This window comes from Pontibacterium granulatum, assembly GCF_029961155.1.
Taxonomy (GTDB): Bacteria; Pseudomonadota; Gammaproteobacteria; order Pseudomonadales; family Balneatricaceae; genus Pontibacterium; species Pontibacterium granulatum.
In genome coordinates this window covers 317,313-332,858 of sequence record NZ_JASBRH010000002.1, presented here as the reverse complement: position 1 = coordinate 332,858, position 15,546 = coordinate 317,313, and the positions used below count along the sequence as shown (strand labels likewise).

Genomic DNA, 15,546 nt, shown 5'->3' with positions numbered 1-15,546 from the left:
CATTGGGTGACCTCACCCCCTGGGAATATCTGGCCAAACATGACCCGCTGGAAAACTCTAATTATGCGTGTAACTAATTAGGGGAGGTTTACATAACCAACTCAGCGCCCGATGAACCCTTAAACCTAAAGATTCAGGGTATAAATCTCTCTCTCGACGCTGACGCAGCTTCAACTTCTCAAAACACAAGTCTGTTGCTTTCAATTCCATATGTTTTACCTCTAACACTTCCTTCTAATACCTACGCTACAAAACGTAAAGTCGAAAGCCCACCCAACTACTTGGTATCAATCAACTCTGACTTCCTGGTACGCGCCTTAAGACGTTCAATTGATCGATCCATCTCTAGTTTAGAATCGCTAAGATTATCAAGTGATACATCCACAGATTTTTCTGACTCTGCCAATTCGAATCGACTGTTTTGCGCATCTATCACTCTACCAAGACAGCGCTTCGTATCTTCATATCCTTGCTCTGTCCAAGAATCCAACGTGCCTTCATCAAACCCCAGCATATCGACACCAAAACCAGCTTTAGAAATATCTGATTCAGGCCTAATTTCTAAAATATTGGCATCTCTGAATCTTTGCCTACTCCACAAAGAGCCATCACTCAAATGGGTGACAATGATCGTTTTACATCCAGCATCCAACAATGGCTGAATTGGCGTATTTCCCTGCACTCGTGACCACCCGCCTTGCCCCCCATCGGAGTACAACGAGCCATTTACTCTGCGTGGAGAAAAAAGTAGAGGGATCGCTGCAGAAGCAAGGAGCGCTTCGTGTTGCTCTGATTCAGATTCAAGAGACTGCAAAAGAAGGAATTCAGATTCAACTGTATCCTTGATGCCTAACGCAGCACCTACACTTGCAAGGAAGTCTGGCAAAGCACCTTCGCTCGGATACAAAGATACGTATAAAGGCAAACCCTTCATCAAGCTTTCTGAAGAAAAGAAACGCGCCAGTTGTTCTCGTAAAGGAGAATCATCCATTAAGCCTTGAGAGAGCTTGTCCATCTGCTCCCAGCTAGTTTTTAGAAAGTCAGGAATGAATTCGAGAGTAATCACTCTCTCCAGCTTTCCGAGCAACGTTCGAAGCGCAACAAGTCCTCTTGCTTCTAGCCCGAAACCTGCCAATAGCACCAAATAATAAGGCACGGCCTTACCATTCACTTGTAATGGTGAGGATTGAGCTAACGTTCTCCACAACTGTTCCAGTCTTCGAGAACCCTCTGCTAAATCTGGCGAACACGCCAAAACAGCGCCATTCAATGCACCAATACTAGCACCGGCTATTTTATCTACCTTTACTCCCAACTCCTCCAAAGCCCGAACGACGCCTACTTGGTATGCCCCTTTTGCTCCACCACCTGAAAGTACAAGACCTACGCTATCCATACTCATAATTTCACTTCCCAAATAGCTCATCAACAAAGGCACCGCTGGCCCGCTTAGATGAAAAAATTCGTGGCATGTACACTAGTTCTGTATTTAGCGGCTGGGAGCTAAAACACACAAAAGGATGTTCTCTAGAATCAGCCCATTCACCTAGATACTGAATACCCTCTTCAAGAGCCAGATTACGACTCACCTCTGAAGGAGCCATCCATTTTGTTGAGGCAACTCGCATATGCTGGGAAGCGTTAAGGTCCTCCGCCAACTGAACTGTGAGTTTATCCATCAATTGCTGCTTAAGAGAGTTCTTCAGATCTTGACTAGCTGCACGAACACAATCACCAAATGCCCCCCATCTGAGCTCCTCCGCTACTACATAGCAACGCGTCAACACAGGCAACTGATTGAAATGACCTGCCTTCCATCGATCAAATTGTTGCTGGAGCTGCCGAGATGCGCTTTGCTCCAAGTCCACCCTACTCAACTCTGCCTGAAGCTCATTAACTCTACTCTCAACATGGAGCGATAGAGCTTCCAGCTTGTCATGCAACAAATAGGTTTGATCCGAGAGAAACGCCACATTCTTCTGAACGTCATCAATACGAGCACTAACTTGGCATAACGCGTAGTTACTTTTGGCTACTGAAGATGTTAATTCAGTTAACCATTTCAATGCCCCTTCCACACCATCAACTAGACTTGCGTTTATTTCCGTCTGCCGCCTTGCGCTATCTCCAGTTAGGTGGTCCCCAACCCTACAAAAGAACGAAGAACGGTTATCCTGTGTTCGTAAATGATCTTTTGTCACGTCAATACTGTTGGCAAAGTCAACAATGTACTTTTCTTGCAAACAGGGTAATAAGTCACAAACTTCCTTGATTCCAGCTTCTGTACAAACAGCCGTATTCATTCAGAAGCCTCCTTTGCAAGAGATTTACGATCACCAACCAAGCCATCAAGGTCTTCCTTTACAGGAACTACTTTAACTACCAACAGCTCCAAAAAGCCCATTAGAGCTTTTTGTTTATCTTGATTCAGCCTATGGTCTCTCTCACTTGCGAGAAGGTCAGAACGCAAGCTTTCTACAACCTCCCTCAACTCAGAAAAGGCAGCTTCCTGCTGGGTTTTCAGGCCAGAGGTTTGCTTATTCACCTCCTTTCTTAGAGCAGAAAATGATTGATTTAACCCTTGGGTGACAGCATTTTTCAGGGCATCTAGATTTATCACCCTATATTTAACGGTTTTTTCCCTTTCTTCATAGCCCCAATCATTATCAAAGAAGTCAAAGAATCGCTTAACCCCACCCCAAGCTCCTCTTTGCTTAACTCTATAAACTTTCTTCTCTGACTTAGATTTAACTAATCCTGCTAGCTTAAGCCCTTCAGACTCAAGACGAGAAAACTCTCCGGCCTGAGGAACATTGATATCTAGCTGAAACCCTTCCTTTTCCATTTTTTTATTCAAACGATCTAGTAGGTTTTTTGACTGATAAACCACTTCTTGCTCAAACAGCAAGGAAAATGACTCAGTAGAGCTAAGCACCCTTTCAGACACTTCATCATTTATATTTGAAAAGAGAGAGCATGCCCGATCCTCGATAGTTTCTATAAACGACCGTTCTTCCTCTTTTGTATCAAACCTAATCTCTGAGGCGTTAGAATTAAAGTCACGACCTTTCTCTTTCTTCTTAGCATTAAGTGAAAAAAAATCGCTAAGAAGATGGCCATAAATACCTTTATGACTTTCACCTAAACCAGCCTTTTTAGAGACAGCTTCTAGTTCATATCTTTTCTTTTCTTCTAACTTACCTTCTTTAAAGTACTCTTCAATATCCCTTTCCATATCGTGATACGAACGATCAAAAATACTTTCAACACTATCTTTAAGGTCTTCAAATAGGCCGTCCGACTTCTTTTTTACCTCTTTCTCAAGCCTATTAACTTCATCTATATCAGCCTTTAGGTCACCAATCAGTTCAAAAAGCCTATCAATATCTTTACTTAATGCAGTACTACGAAGATTAACCAGATTACTAATCGACAGCAAAGTATCTTGTAATTTAGCTACAGCAGAATCTAGAGCAAGAAATGCGGCATCACCATGTGCTTTTTGAATAACTTGATCTAGGGGCTCAGCAAACATCGAGTCCTCCCATAATGCCTCGATTGCTTCGTTAACCTCATCTAGATCATTAATCTTACGATGCCAACGCTTACCTAACCCTTCTTCACCAAAATCAGCTACCCACTCATTTTCATCAGCATCAGGTAAATTTCCTGCCTGATAGAGCTCGTGACGTGCACGGTTCGCTAGGTATGCCCAATTTGCAGATACGGGAAAGACAGAATCTTGAAGTATTTCGCCTTCCATCAAGCCATCTGCCACAAGTGCTTTCACACCTTTTTCATCCAATCCATTGCGATCTTTCTGATCAAATTTATTTACCAGTGCAAACATACGGTCGCCAGTAACGCTTGCAATGGCGCGCAGCTCTTCCCTAACCTGGTGATCAGCATCTGAACGCAATTGGGTATAGTCCATTACAGCAAGCACACCCGACGCCTTTCTAAGCTGTTCCGTCAACATGGCTTTCAGCTGCTCCTGGCCCGCCTCATTAGGTCCAGGCGTATCTAGAAGCGCAAACTGTCCCTTTGCTGCTTCTACTTCCCTAAGATGAACAAACTCCACTTCAATCACTGGAAGGTGATATATCTTCTCATACTCAGAGAACGGAAATTCTATTTCCAGTGCGTTTGCCAACCGCACTAGGTCATTAAGCTGTTTAAGAAATACAAAGATTTGTTCTGAACCTGAGTATTTCGTTTTTGGCTTCAACCTGGCGACAACTGAGTCAATAATTTCAGGATTTGGGAGCTCTTTATGAAGCATCTCCAATTGCTCTGAAGTCATTTTAGCAATGAGATCACCAAGCTTTTTCGCAAGTTCAATTACAGGCTGGGTATGCTCAAAGCTAAGAATAGGTTCCTTCTGATCAACTTTATGCCGAATTAAGGTCGGGATTGCTGTCATTGGCTCGTTGCGGCTTGGCAGAACCTCTGCGCCAACAATTGCATTAATAGTAGTAGATTTTCCCGCTTTCATCGTACCTACAACTGCAAGCACCATCTCAAGCTTTTCTAACTTATTAGCTTCTTCTTGTAATATCTCAATACGCTTATGCGCAGATTCACGGGTAAAGCTTTGACCTTCCATATCCGTAAGCAGATCAGGGGTATCCAGCATTTCTTTCAGAAAATCTGTTTCTACTTTCACTAAACGACATGCTTCTTCGCGTAGTAGGTCAATATTGATATCGTGCATCTTCAAGTCCTTAGAATAGAAACGCCCATATATCCAAATTAAAGGGCGTAAACGTGGTCGATACGGAAGGCGAGTTGGGAAAGGCTACAACGAGGCAAGATATTAAATGCTATCAGCTTCATGCTATTTCCATTTTAAGATCGCAATCCTTGCAACAGCACTCTACCCTGAGTGCTAGTCTTTTATTTTTAAGTGAAGGCTTTAACTACGAGGTACAGCTACTATATTTTCTACCACACAGCCATCCTCAGACCTTCAATGAGGCATCTGTATTTTCAACTAAGCGTTTAAAAAATCCTATACATTTTTTCATGTCTTCTCGGCTTACTAAATGACTTGACTGTTTATCCGTGACAGATCGGTGAACTGCATCTCCTCTTTTTTGGATCCACTTATTCAACTTAGTACGTACAGCCTCTTGATCCATGTTGTCCCATTTCCAGTGCTCAGTGACGTCCAGACCAACAAAGTCTTCGAAGATATGCTTCGTCTTCTTAGAGTTAGGGTTATGGAAAAACTTCAGATCGTTCTCCAGCTGCTTTCGAATATAGTTGGCGACCTGACTCCCATCTAAGGCACGCAAACGAGAATCCACCTCTTCTTTCACGCGGTCTTCAACATAGGTTTCCCAGGCGGTCAGGGTCATAATTAGCGCTGCTCGCTTAAGCTCCTCTGGTTCACGACCACCAGCTCTGTCCTTATTTAGGAGGTCATACGCTTCTAAGATCCGTTCAGAATCCAAAATTGAGATTTTGAAATTTTCGTATGCTACAGACATTGTCAAAATATCCTTTTTCTCTTGCTCCCATTAAGGAGCTAATTCCAGCCAGTCAGAAAACATATGAAGTGGATCACATAGTCTCTCCATCACCTGGCTATGTTCACCAATAAGCACTCCATGCACAGCAAGTGCATGACTTTTCTTACGTCTTTTAATTTTAGAAACCAGGTTGTCTGGGCAGGCAAACTCACCATCGGTTACAAGCAATATATCCGCTCGTTCCCACTGCTTTTGTTTGCACTTTTCCAGCGCCATCTGCAACGGACCTTCTACATCAGTCCCGCCACCGAATGACATTGAAAGAAAACTTATCAGGCGCTCGAGCCCTTGCTCGTTAGGGCTTAGTTCAAGCTCTTTGACTTCATTTCGGCTACCAAACAGATAGACATAACACCCTCGTTTTTCTTGGGCGGAGACACTCAAGCACTCAAGCACGAGAGCTTTCGCAACGTTCTCTGGTGTGCCACGCATAGAACCGGAGGTATCCAGGCAGATAATCATCGGTCCGCGCTCTTCATTTCGCTTCTTTCCTACTCGCTGTACTTCCGATAACACTTCTTGTTCTTCTTCAACGGCTTCGAGTTCAGTACCTTCCACCGCATAACTCAAAAGCGCATGTTCAGCTCTTCTCGCATGCCATAGTCCCTTTAAGACTGGGTGCCCCAAGTACGCAGCTTCCTGGGGCAGCATCCGGCTTATAGAATCTGAACGGGTGACACCACGTGTTTCCATGGGGATAAGGGGGCTTTTTATCTCTCGGTCCCGCATTCGGCTTACACGTATTGCCTGCAGTATTGATTCGACGATGAGGGCTCCATCGGCACTTTTCATTCGCCCAATCGTACGAATAACATCTTGCAGCTGAGGCAGTGTTTTGAGGACTTCTCTTAGCTTCACCAGATTGAGCCAGCCATGACTTTGGAAAAGCCCCTTTGACAAATCAAAGCCCAGACTCGTCACCAACTGCAGATCACGAAAAACAGCTTCTAGTTCACCCCAAATGCTTAAACGTTCGTGCCAAACATCAGGGACCCTCAATCCTTCAGCGGACAAGAAACTGATCCAGCCTTTTACTTCGGATAAAGCATCTAACTCCGCGAGCTTCTCGGCGGGTATTTTGACGCTTGGTTGTTTACGACGTTTACGCTTCCGGGAAGACAGCTCTTCCTTCAGACGATTGAGTTCCGCTTTTTGGTACTCCAGCGCAAGCACCAACTTTGTCTTTAGAAATGAGGGCTGAAGCTCTTCTATCGTCAACAGAACATCAGCCAACAAGGCATCAACAACTTCTTCGTTTTCGCGACAAAACCTTGGTAGGTCTAGCTGGCGTAACGTTTTATTCAGCTGCTGCTGAATAGGCACTGCTGGCCAAGGCAATGACTCAGTGGGCAGCTTTCCCAGCAATAACGCGTGTCTAAGCTGAAGAACACCTTCTACCCTGCTTTGAAACTCTCCATGCGGATGAGTCACCACTGTTGGAAGCAGAGCTTCTGGTAAGAGATCCAGCTGAGAGTAAGCATCGTCAAATCGCGACAACACCAACAGATCTCCCGGACTCGACTCCGTACTGTTTGTCTCAGTCACAGAGTTCACCTTCGATCACTTCAGGTTCCTGAGGACCATCAAAAGACTCTAGATCTTCGCTTTCACGGGGTAGTTCGTTGAACCCATTAATCAATTTATCCGTACGTTCAAGCAGCCTTTCAGTCTGCTGTATAGCGGTTTGAAGACTTTCACTTAACTCCGGCAAGATAGAAGCATCTGCCCAGATGTGATCGGATAATAGTCTTGCAGCTGAAGAGCGCTGATCACATAACAGATCATGAAACGTCGATATTTCTCGTTGTAGTTTTTGTACTTGCTCAACCCGACTTTCTATATGTGCGGCTGAATAGCAGATCGTTGCCAAAAATGGCTGGTTGGGTGTATCAACCAATAGCGGTTTATTCGAAGACCCATAACTTCTCTCGCTATATGTCTCTTCACCATATCCATCATCAAACAACGGCTTCCCTTCATCATCTAGCTTTTGCTTCTTGCTACTCTTCGAGAGAATAGGTTCTCCCTTCTTACCAACAAATAATGGGTCGCCCTTTTCATTGTGAACGTGCTGCTTATTATTTCTATCCAGTTCTAGCTTCGCTTCCCAAGCCAATAGCACCTTGGTCAACCTTGTTGGCTGAAAATCACCATCTATCGCAATATTGGTCTTATAGAGTTTAATCAGCCCTTCCAGCTGATCTGGCGTTTCCCACAGGCAGTGCGGCAAAAGCCAAGCGTCGTACACAGACACCTCGGTCTGGTTGTTGGTAAATGCAGAAACCTGCAACAGCTTGATGATCTTTCGCCAACGGCGGTCCGATACATAAATGTTCTCTTGGACCAGGTATTTCCGAAAAGCTTCACACAACACCAACACACTGGATGACAGTGTCACCTTCGCTGAAAGAGCTTGTACCTCCTTAAGCTCATCCACTCTCAAACGAGTAGCTAAATCAGGATCACATTCATCGCTTTCCAAGCAAAGCAGTGATCTAAACGCATTGTCAGAAACCGGTTCCACAAAGCTGCGCAACATAAAGCGATCATAGAGAGCTGTTAGCTCCTCCCCTTCGGGCAGCTCATTACTAGCAGCAATAACGGAGATCAACGGCACCTCGTGCCGTCGATTTCCGTTATCAAATTGGCGTTCATTCAAAAGAGTCAAAAGGCTGTTGAGGATGGCACTGTTGGCTTTAAAGATTTCATCAATAAACGCCACCGATGCCTCAGGAAGATAACCACTGGTAAGGCGGTTATAGCGATCCTCCTCCAACGCACGTATCGATAGCGGACCAAACAACTCTTCCGGTACGGAAAAGCGCGTCAGCAACCGCTCAAAGTAATTCGCTTCAACAAAGATGCTTTTCAGGCGCTTGGCCAACTCACTTTTGGCGGTTCCGGGAGGCCCAAGAAGCAACACATGCTCACCTGCCAGAGCCGCCAACAAAATCAGTTTGGTTTGAGTCTCTCGCTCCAACAGCCCCTGCTGCATCTCCAACAACAGCTTCTTTAATTTAGACTTCCGATCAGGAGTAATTACGAGCGTGTTTTCCATGTTTGATAACGTCCTTAACATTTACTCGAATAACTTCTTAAAATTCGGACTCTCTCAGATATCCGATAAACTTAGAGAGAGTCCCTATAAAGTTGAAGAAGAAATCTACTCTTCGAATTCCAGAACAGCGATACTATCCAGATGTGGGAGAGAACTAGCAGAAATCCCCTGCAACTCACCACACAGGCTGATCATTTGGTTACTGATACGACCTATCTGGCCTTCACGCTTCTTCCATAATCGCTGCATTGCCCTCTTCTCCTTATCGAGATCGCTATGCATCTCTTCATACCCTTCAACTACTGATCGCACACGTTGAGCAAATTGGTTACTGCAGATGTAATCGAATAGAGCTTCCATCTGCTCGTTCTTACCAACACTAACAGTTCGTTGCCGCTGTGCTTCGATCAATACGGTACGCAGTGCTTCGGAAAGCCCTTTAGCCAGTTCAGGCTTAACCAGCCATACTCCATCGTGAACCAACATCGGCTCGTTGATATCTGCGGGAAAGGCAGTGCTGACTAATACGGCGATGTCTGCGCCAACCGCTTGTTGATCTTCCTTGAGTTTTGGAACCCAACTGCCGGACCAGTTTTCAGCGCGTTTGGTTTCCCACACGATCATCCCGCAGGCAGTACCAGAGCGCAGATGAACACTCTGGATCACGTCAGCGCCACGTGCGCCCTTTTTAACCTCTTTAATTTCATCAAAGGGGTAGCTCTGACGAAGCATGCTCTCAATCTCTAGCTCTAGCACTTCTCCCTGCAACTGCTGAGAGCCCTGCTCCAGTTTTCGAGTCAACTCTTCATTAGATTTCTGAGCATCAGCGATCTTCTTTTTCAACTCAGCTTCACGCAACGCAAAACTGTCGCGAACTTTGTTTTCGATCGTAGATTTTTCAGCTGAGAGCTTACGCTCCAGCTCCAATGCCATGTCGGCCTGTTTCTCCTCCAACTGCTTCTGTTGTTTACGAAGTGTTAATTCTGCTTCACGAAACTCGGCCAGCTTCTTATCCTTTTCAGCGAGCTCATCCTGTAGCGCCTTAGCTTCGTGCTGAGCTTCGATACGTACCTGCTCTGCAGCTTTAAGCTTCGCAGCCTCTAGCTGTTTTTTTGCGCTGGAAGCCTGAACCTGACTGTCTTCAAGCTGGCCTCTCAGTTCGGCGAGCTTCGCTTCAAATTCTCGGGTCTGTTTGCGTGCCTGCTCCTTACCAATACGCTGTTCCAGTGCTTCGCGCTCCTTCGCCAGCATTGTTGCGTATTCGTCTTCGTAGCGGTCGATCAGTTGATGGGTGAGCGCATCGCGCAGTGCAAACTGCTGCTCGCAGTGAGGGCAGGTGATGTGTTCTTGCGGATCTAGGATAATTTTATCGGCCATGGTCATGCTCCCTAACTATTCGGTTACACTCCTTGTAATACAGTAACCGTGCCAAACGTCTTACACTTATAAATATTTGTTTTTAAAAGAGTATTTTCAGAAAACAATTTCTCCTACAAAAGAGAATGTAAAGAACTTTCCCTTATAGAAAAAATATTAGCCACCCTTAAGTTTCGCCGGGTTATTTTTGGACAAATCAGATATCAGAATCTGAGCGTTCAGCTCACAGCCCAAACCTCTTTCAACCGCTCAACGGTATAGTCCCACTTAGATGTTTTCGGTTGAGCAACAGAGTTCTGGTTTCCGAACAAACCAACTTCATTCACCGCTTCGTTCTCAGCCACCGCATAAAGCCACTCGACGGGTACGAAGTACTCTGCGTTATCCTCTCCATGCTCAGCCTCAGTACCATAGCTACCCACCAGTTGCATATCGTCCTGAATGAACTCATCTGCGACCAACGCTGTACCAACCACTTTGGCAACGCCTACATAACCTGTCTTTGGAATGTTCACCCAAACACGATCACCAGGAGCAAGTTTGAAAAGTGTTTTGCTGTACCAGCGCCCACCACCCGCAGAGATAAATCCGCAGCGCTGAGCGTCCTGCCAACTGCGACTGTCATGAGCAACACCAAAGGAAGCATAGAACTCACCGTTCCACTCCCCTTTACTGCTATCACTGACCGCTTTATCTTCGGTTTCAACCGGATCGATCATCCATGCACGGCTGAGATACTGACTTTTACCATCCTGGAATACAGTAAAGAACACCGCATTAACCGCAATACCGGCCTTACTATTGAGATAATTGATAATCCGTTCGGTACTTGCATCCAGTTCAGCGGCAACAATCACCATTTGGTGTGAACTGTTCACCTCATCTTCGGATGGCTTCACACCAAACTTAACCTGAAATGCATCATCAAAATTGGTGATTTCCAAGCCATAGCTGATGGCGAACTTGTGGTAGATCTGACTGATTCGTTCAGTAGGTAGTGCTTCCACCCAGGATGCGTAATCAATGGTCTGCGCCACCACATCCCGAGGGGTTTTGTGTTTCTTCAGTTCAATGACGATTACCGAGCCGAAGGCATCAATCGCTAACAGATCGATGTATTTTCCGAAATCGGTATAGACCTGGCGACCAATCAGCAGCCAGTTGCAGTTTAGGATGGAGACATCCTGAAAGATCTGTTCTTCCAACAGCTCTTCAGTATCCAGCTTGGCAGGAGCGAGCGCCTTGGGGCGCTCGCCGATTTTCCACATTCCGTGTTCGACGGCCATTCGCGTTCCTTTGTATAGTGATGAAGTGGCTACCAATTAACGAAGCTATCAATAGACGTTGACGTCAAAACCAAGAGCACGTAAAGCCTTACTAGTACGTCCATTTCTAGGCGGAGCAACCTCTGGCCTTGCCCAACCAACCACTTCAGCTATAGAGTTAAGTCCGTATCGAGAAATGCTGTATTTGCTATCACGGCCAGCATGATAAAGGCGCTCCCACACTTTGCTTTCATCTCCACCATAGAGTACATAATGGAGTAGTTGTCTCACATCCCAACCTAGCTCGTTGCGCACATTTTCCATCATTTGAGCGAACAAAGATAAACGCCCCTCTCGATCCATACTCTTAATTTCTGGACGCCCTAAAACCGCCATTGGAATCTTAATCACATGATCTTTCGTTGCATGTGTTTTAGCAAATAGCCTTTCTAAATCCTTAACGGTGAGCTCCAAAACGTTCCCTTTATCTAGTAAACGCTTAATTTCTGGAGCATGTTCATAGAGCATTTCATGTTCGCTAGTTGGCGCTTCAGACAAACCTTTCCACCACGTCAGCTGCTCTTGCAACGCGATCTTAGGGTTTGATTTGTTTTTTTCGTAATACTCTTCGTAAGGCTTGCGTACATTGTCGCCTACTTGATTGTAGTAATAGGCATGTAAGAACTGATCTACTTGCCATGCAGTAGGCACACTACTATCTATCCATTGAGGCCTATAATCAGGCAACTGCTGTTGAATACTTTGCAGAATTCCCAGCGTTTCCTGCCACTCAGCTCTAAAGCGTTCCTTGCGCTTAGAAAAAGCATCTTTTTTGCTCACATAAGCAGGCCCTTCCCAAATCGGGTACGCCCTTTCCTTTTTGGATTTAGCATGAGCCTCTTTATTAAGCTCGCTCAGTCTCTCCATCTCAGAAACATACTCTTTTGAGATGGGTATTGCGTTATTCAGTCCTCTAAGATAATCAAAAAAATCCAACAACTGATTATCCATTCCGCTCGCCACTAATTCATCTTCCTCCAAAAAGACTCCGGCTTCTACGTTTGTTAGCCACCCTCGATCTGTGTGATTTGCTGACCCAATATATGCACCGTAGCCTCTCCACCAAATCACTTTCGCATGAAAACAATCAGGTACAAACTTAGTGAAAATATTGTCAGGAAGATGCCTTAATAAGCGAGCAAGTAGAGGCAGCGCGACCGGAACTGTATGGTCATATCGCATCCACAGATCCAAACGTAATTTATTTGCAACAGCATGCCCCACAAGATCTTTAGTTTCATCCGCAGCGCTACGGCCATAAGCTATGGCTGCCAATATGCTGTCGACTTGTACTTGCTCTGATAGAGTCGGTAATAAGTCTCGAAGGTGGACCTGATTGATACGATTAGCAACAAACTTCATATGTAAAATCCTTCTCCTACTCCCAAGAAGCGTACTTAATTGTTTACGTCACCACTTCTAGAGATGAATCTTCACCAGTTTGATAAGCAGCTCTCAGTCATAGATTGGACTGACCCTGCTTCCATGGAGATAAGAAACGGGCTGGGCCAAAGGTCTCACGTCTGCCAGACCCCATACATAGCTCCCCTTTTTTCCTATTTAGGTAACATTTTTCCAAAATGCTTTAATCACATTTTTAGGCTTGTGAAACAACTTCAAAACACAACTCTTCAACGAACTGCTTCCACTTCTTTTCGTAAACTTCTCTCTCTAAGAGCGTGAGTTCATCGGTATGAGAAGGCCTCTCAGATACATCAACGCCGTTCCCAAGACTAACTCCACCGAGCTCTGTCAGTATACAGCGGTTGTGGAACACATCTTCGCCTTCAATCTCCTCAAGTTCATACACTCGAAGGATTAAAGCCTGTGCACACCCACCCACTCGTCGTTCAATTTCTGCCTTAACATGAGATGCAGACGGTGTTCCCCCATTCCTTTTTTTCTTGTAGTACAAAACTATCTCGGGAATAGCACTGTGGACTCTTCCCTGAAAGGCATCACCAATTAAGCGCCCGATAAACCCAATAGCTCTCTGATTCCAACCAAAGCTGTCAACGAAAACGATTCTGTCCTTAGCAAGGCGCAGAACATCTCGCAACACCGGTGAGCAGCTTTCATAGGTTCGAGCTACGTTCTGCTGTCGAGGGTGATTCCAAATACTCTCCCGTGAGTACATAGTAGCGGGGGTCAAGCACCGATCGCTTTCCAGAGGTGCCGAAGCTAGCAATGCATAGAATGGCTCTCTAGCGTCCTCAGATATCACGCTTTCAGACCATTCAGAAGATGCACATTCAAAGCCATCTCTATGAACAAGCGCACAGGTGAGGTGGTTAACCATTTCAATATAACGCTGAGCTTGCAGAGACTGCTCATCTGCAGGACCCTCCCGCAAGTAGAAATTACGGTATTTAGCCGCTTTTTGCTTTGGGAAGGAGCTTGCAAGGCGTGGAGTACCCAACCCATATTCTCGGAAGAATTCATTGTAGTCCCGATCACTCGATGCCCATGTTTTAAGTAACTCTGGATCGAGGGCGTATTCATGTATCACGACATTAACTCCTCTCGACGTTCAGCAAAGAACCCTTTTGGCCAACGCTGTCGGAACTCACCATCCTCATCGATTTCGATCCGCTTGGCTTTCGTGCCATAGGGCGTTGGCTCCATATAAACGATAGATACATCACCAGGATGAACCGGGCAGACATCTTCAGGAAGCTCGTTATCAGTGGTTTGGCGAATTCGCTTCAGAATACGAAGAATCAGGTGCTCACTGTGGGTCTCGATCAAGAAGTTTTTCTTGCCTGAATTCTGCGTCAGCAAATCACCGATACCTACCTGAACTCGCGGGTGAACGTGTAGTTCTGGCTGCTCGCAGGCAACAATGCCTTTCTGGCGGTCAACCGCAGCAACAATGAGAGGAAATAGTTGAGAAACACCAACACCGATATCAGATGAAGACACTTCAATGTTGTTAATCTCATCCCATAACACGACTTTGTTATGAGCTTCAGTATTCTTTGGTAGATTTTTCGATTCAGCGTATTTTTCAGTTTTATGAAAAACCGCTTTTACATCCTCAATGCTCACAGGAACCTGCTCGGCCTGGGGGTTTTCTGCAAGATCCTCTTTCGATATGGTGAGTTGGAGCTCATCACCAAACTGCTCAATCGCTGCCCCCAACTCGCTTAATGCATCACGTCCTCCGGTATACACTACCCGACTCATGACCGATTTATTACGAATTGAATAGCCTAAATTCAGTCGATTGGCGTCTCCCATCCACTGGTTTATGGCTAAAACCTGGTTCCCAGTACGCCCAACAACGTCCCAGGCGGCAGCCCCTGAATACCAGTCTTTTTGCTGCGGGTAGGGGTTGGTTTGATGTAATGCGTCAGGAACCACACGAAGCGGACCAATACACAAACTGTCTTTGAGCAGCTCCAATAGATTATCGAGCGGTGCAACAACCACATCCGAGAGAATTTCGTGAACCCTGGCCGAGATGATCCGGTCATGGAAATAGAGGGATGTGTGCAAGGCTTTATGCAGTACCGGTAATGCTCCAGCAAAACCTTTAAACCCGATCGGGACATGAGTCAGTACTTCAATGTTTTCGTCATAGGCCACACCGGGTGAGTACCCTTCAACCATCCGCGGTTCGTTAACGATCTCCTGAAAACGACTGACGAAATCTCCATCATCGAAGTCAGATTGATAGTCCGCATCCTCGTCACATATCAACGCCTGATGGCGGTAGTTCAAGTAGCTAATGACGGGCTGTTTAAGGCCATCATCGCTGGTCAGTTCGGCGATCAGCTGATCGTCAAACCATACCCTATAGCACGCCACATAAGCAGCATTGGTCCTTTTGGATGTACCGATGTGAAGTTCGATCGCAATCTTATCCGCGTCTGCCGCCGGAGTGTCGACCGTAAGTCCCAGCTCTTCATCAATTAATTCCGCGACTTGATTGTAGCTCGAACCAATTGTGCCTCTCTTATCGCAAGTTATCTTGAGAACAATCTGCTTGCTGAGGTCGCGACCGTTGACAAGATTCTTAAATCCACCAATATGCTTTTCCCCTTCAGCATCCAATCGAACCGGGTCACAGTGGCCTTTTTCCAATATCTGTTGGACATAAAACAACGCCATCAGCACAGTACTTTTACCAACGCTATTCGGCCCGAACAACAGCGTTACCGGAGCGAAGTCGATCTTTTGTGTAGATCGAAATGACCGGAAATTCGTTAACTCCAAAGATGTGATTCGCATAGTGAGGTCCATTAACTCT

Annotated in this window: 11 protein-coding genes; all 11 read right to left on the bottom strand. The window is 45.6% G+C overall.

Translation table 11 applies throughout. From position 1 onward, the window contains the following. Positions 1-277 precede the first annotated feature (277 nt). Positions 278-1,426, bottom strand: coding sequence for a patatin-like phospholipase family protein (locus tag QKW35_RS03355; protein ID WP_282350750.1), 1,149 nt, complete (start codon positions 1,424-1,426; stop codon positions 278-280). After that, on the bottom strand, positions 1,407-2,303 hold the full coding sequence (locus tag QKW35_RS03350; RefSeq protein ID WP_282350749.1) for a diguanylate cyclase regulator RdcB family protein: 897 nt from the start codon (positions 2,301-2,303) through the stop codon (positions 1,407-1,409). The genes QKW35_RS03355 and QKW35_RS03350 overlap by 20 nt, the downstream gene beginning before the upstream one ends. Continuing rightward, positions 2,300-4,714: a dynamin family protein gene (locus tag QKW35_RS03345; RefSeq protein WP_282350748.1), complete on the bottom strand. Its 2,415-nt coding sequence runs from the start codon at positions 4,712-4,714 to the stop codon at positions 2,300-2,302. The genes QKW35_RS03350 and QKW35_RS03345 overlap by 4 nt, the downstream gene beginning before the upstream one ends. 247 nt (positions 4,715-4,961) lie before the next feature. Then, positions 4,962-5,492 carry a HEPN domain-containing protein gene (locus QKW35_RS03340; RefSeq protein WP_282350747.1) on the bottom strand — a complete coding sequence of 177 codons (531 nt, stop codon included), beginning with the start codon at positions 5,490-5,492 and terminating at the stop codon, positions 4,962-4,964. Positions 5,493-5,522: 30 nt separating this feature from the next. After that, positions 5,523-7,034, bottom strand: a complete 1,512-nt coding sequence (locus QKW35_RS03335) for a VWA domain-containing protein (RefSeq protein ID WP_282350746.1) — start codon at positions 7,032-7,034, stop codon at positions 5,523-5,525. A gap of 37 nt (positions 7,035-7,071) precedes the next feature. Beyond that, a complete protein-coding gene (locus QKW35_RS03330; protein WP_282350745.1) occupies positions 7,072-8,592 on the bottom strand; it encodes an AAA family ATPase in 1,521 nt (506 codons plus the stop codon). Between the two features lie 105 nt (positions 8,593-8,697). Continuing rightward, positions 8,698-9,969, bottom strand: coding sequence for a DUF2130 domain-containing protein (locus QKW35_RS03325; protein WP_282350744.1), 1,272 nt, complete (start codon positions 9,967-9,969; stop codon positions 8,698-8,700). A 218-nt stretch (positions 9,970-10,187) separates the two neighbouring features. After that, a complete protein-coding gene (locus QKW35_RS03320; protein ID WP_282350743.1) occupies positions 10,188-11,255 on the bottom strand; it encodes a PDDEXK family nuclease in 1,068 nt (355 codons plus the stop codon). 48 nt (positions 11,256-11,303) lie between these two features. After that, positions 11,304-12,656, bottom strand: a complete 1,353-nt coding sequence (locus QKW35_RS03315) for a phospholipase D-like domain-containing protein (protein ID WP_282350742.1) — start codon at positions 12,654-12,656, stop codon at positions 11,304-11,306. 235 nt (positions 12,657-12,891) lie between these two features. Further along, a complete protein-coding gene (locus QKW35_RS03310; protein ID WP_282350741.1) occupies positions 12,892-13,803 on the bottom strand; it encodes a hypothetical protein in 912 nt (303 codons plus the stop codon). Further along, positions 13,800-15,527: a DUF3696 domain-containing protein gene (locus QKW35_RS03305; protein WP_282350740.1), complete on the bottom strand. Its 1,728-nt coding sequence runs from the start codon at positions 15,525-15,527 to the stop codon at positions 13,800-13,802. Before QKW35_RS03305 ends, QKW35_RS03310 begins: the two co-directional genes overlap by 4 nt. Positions 15,528-15,546: the final 19 nt, after the last annotated feature.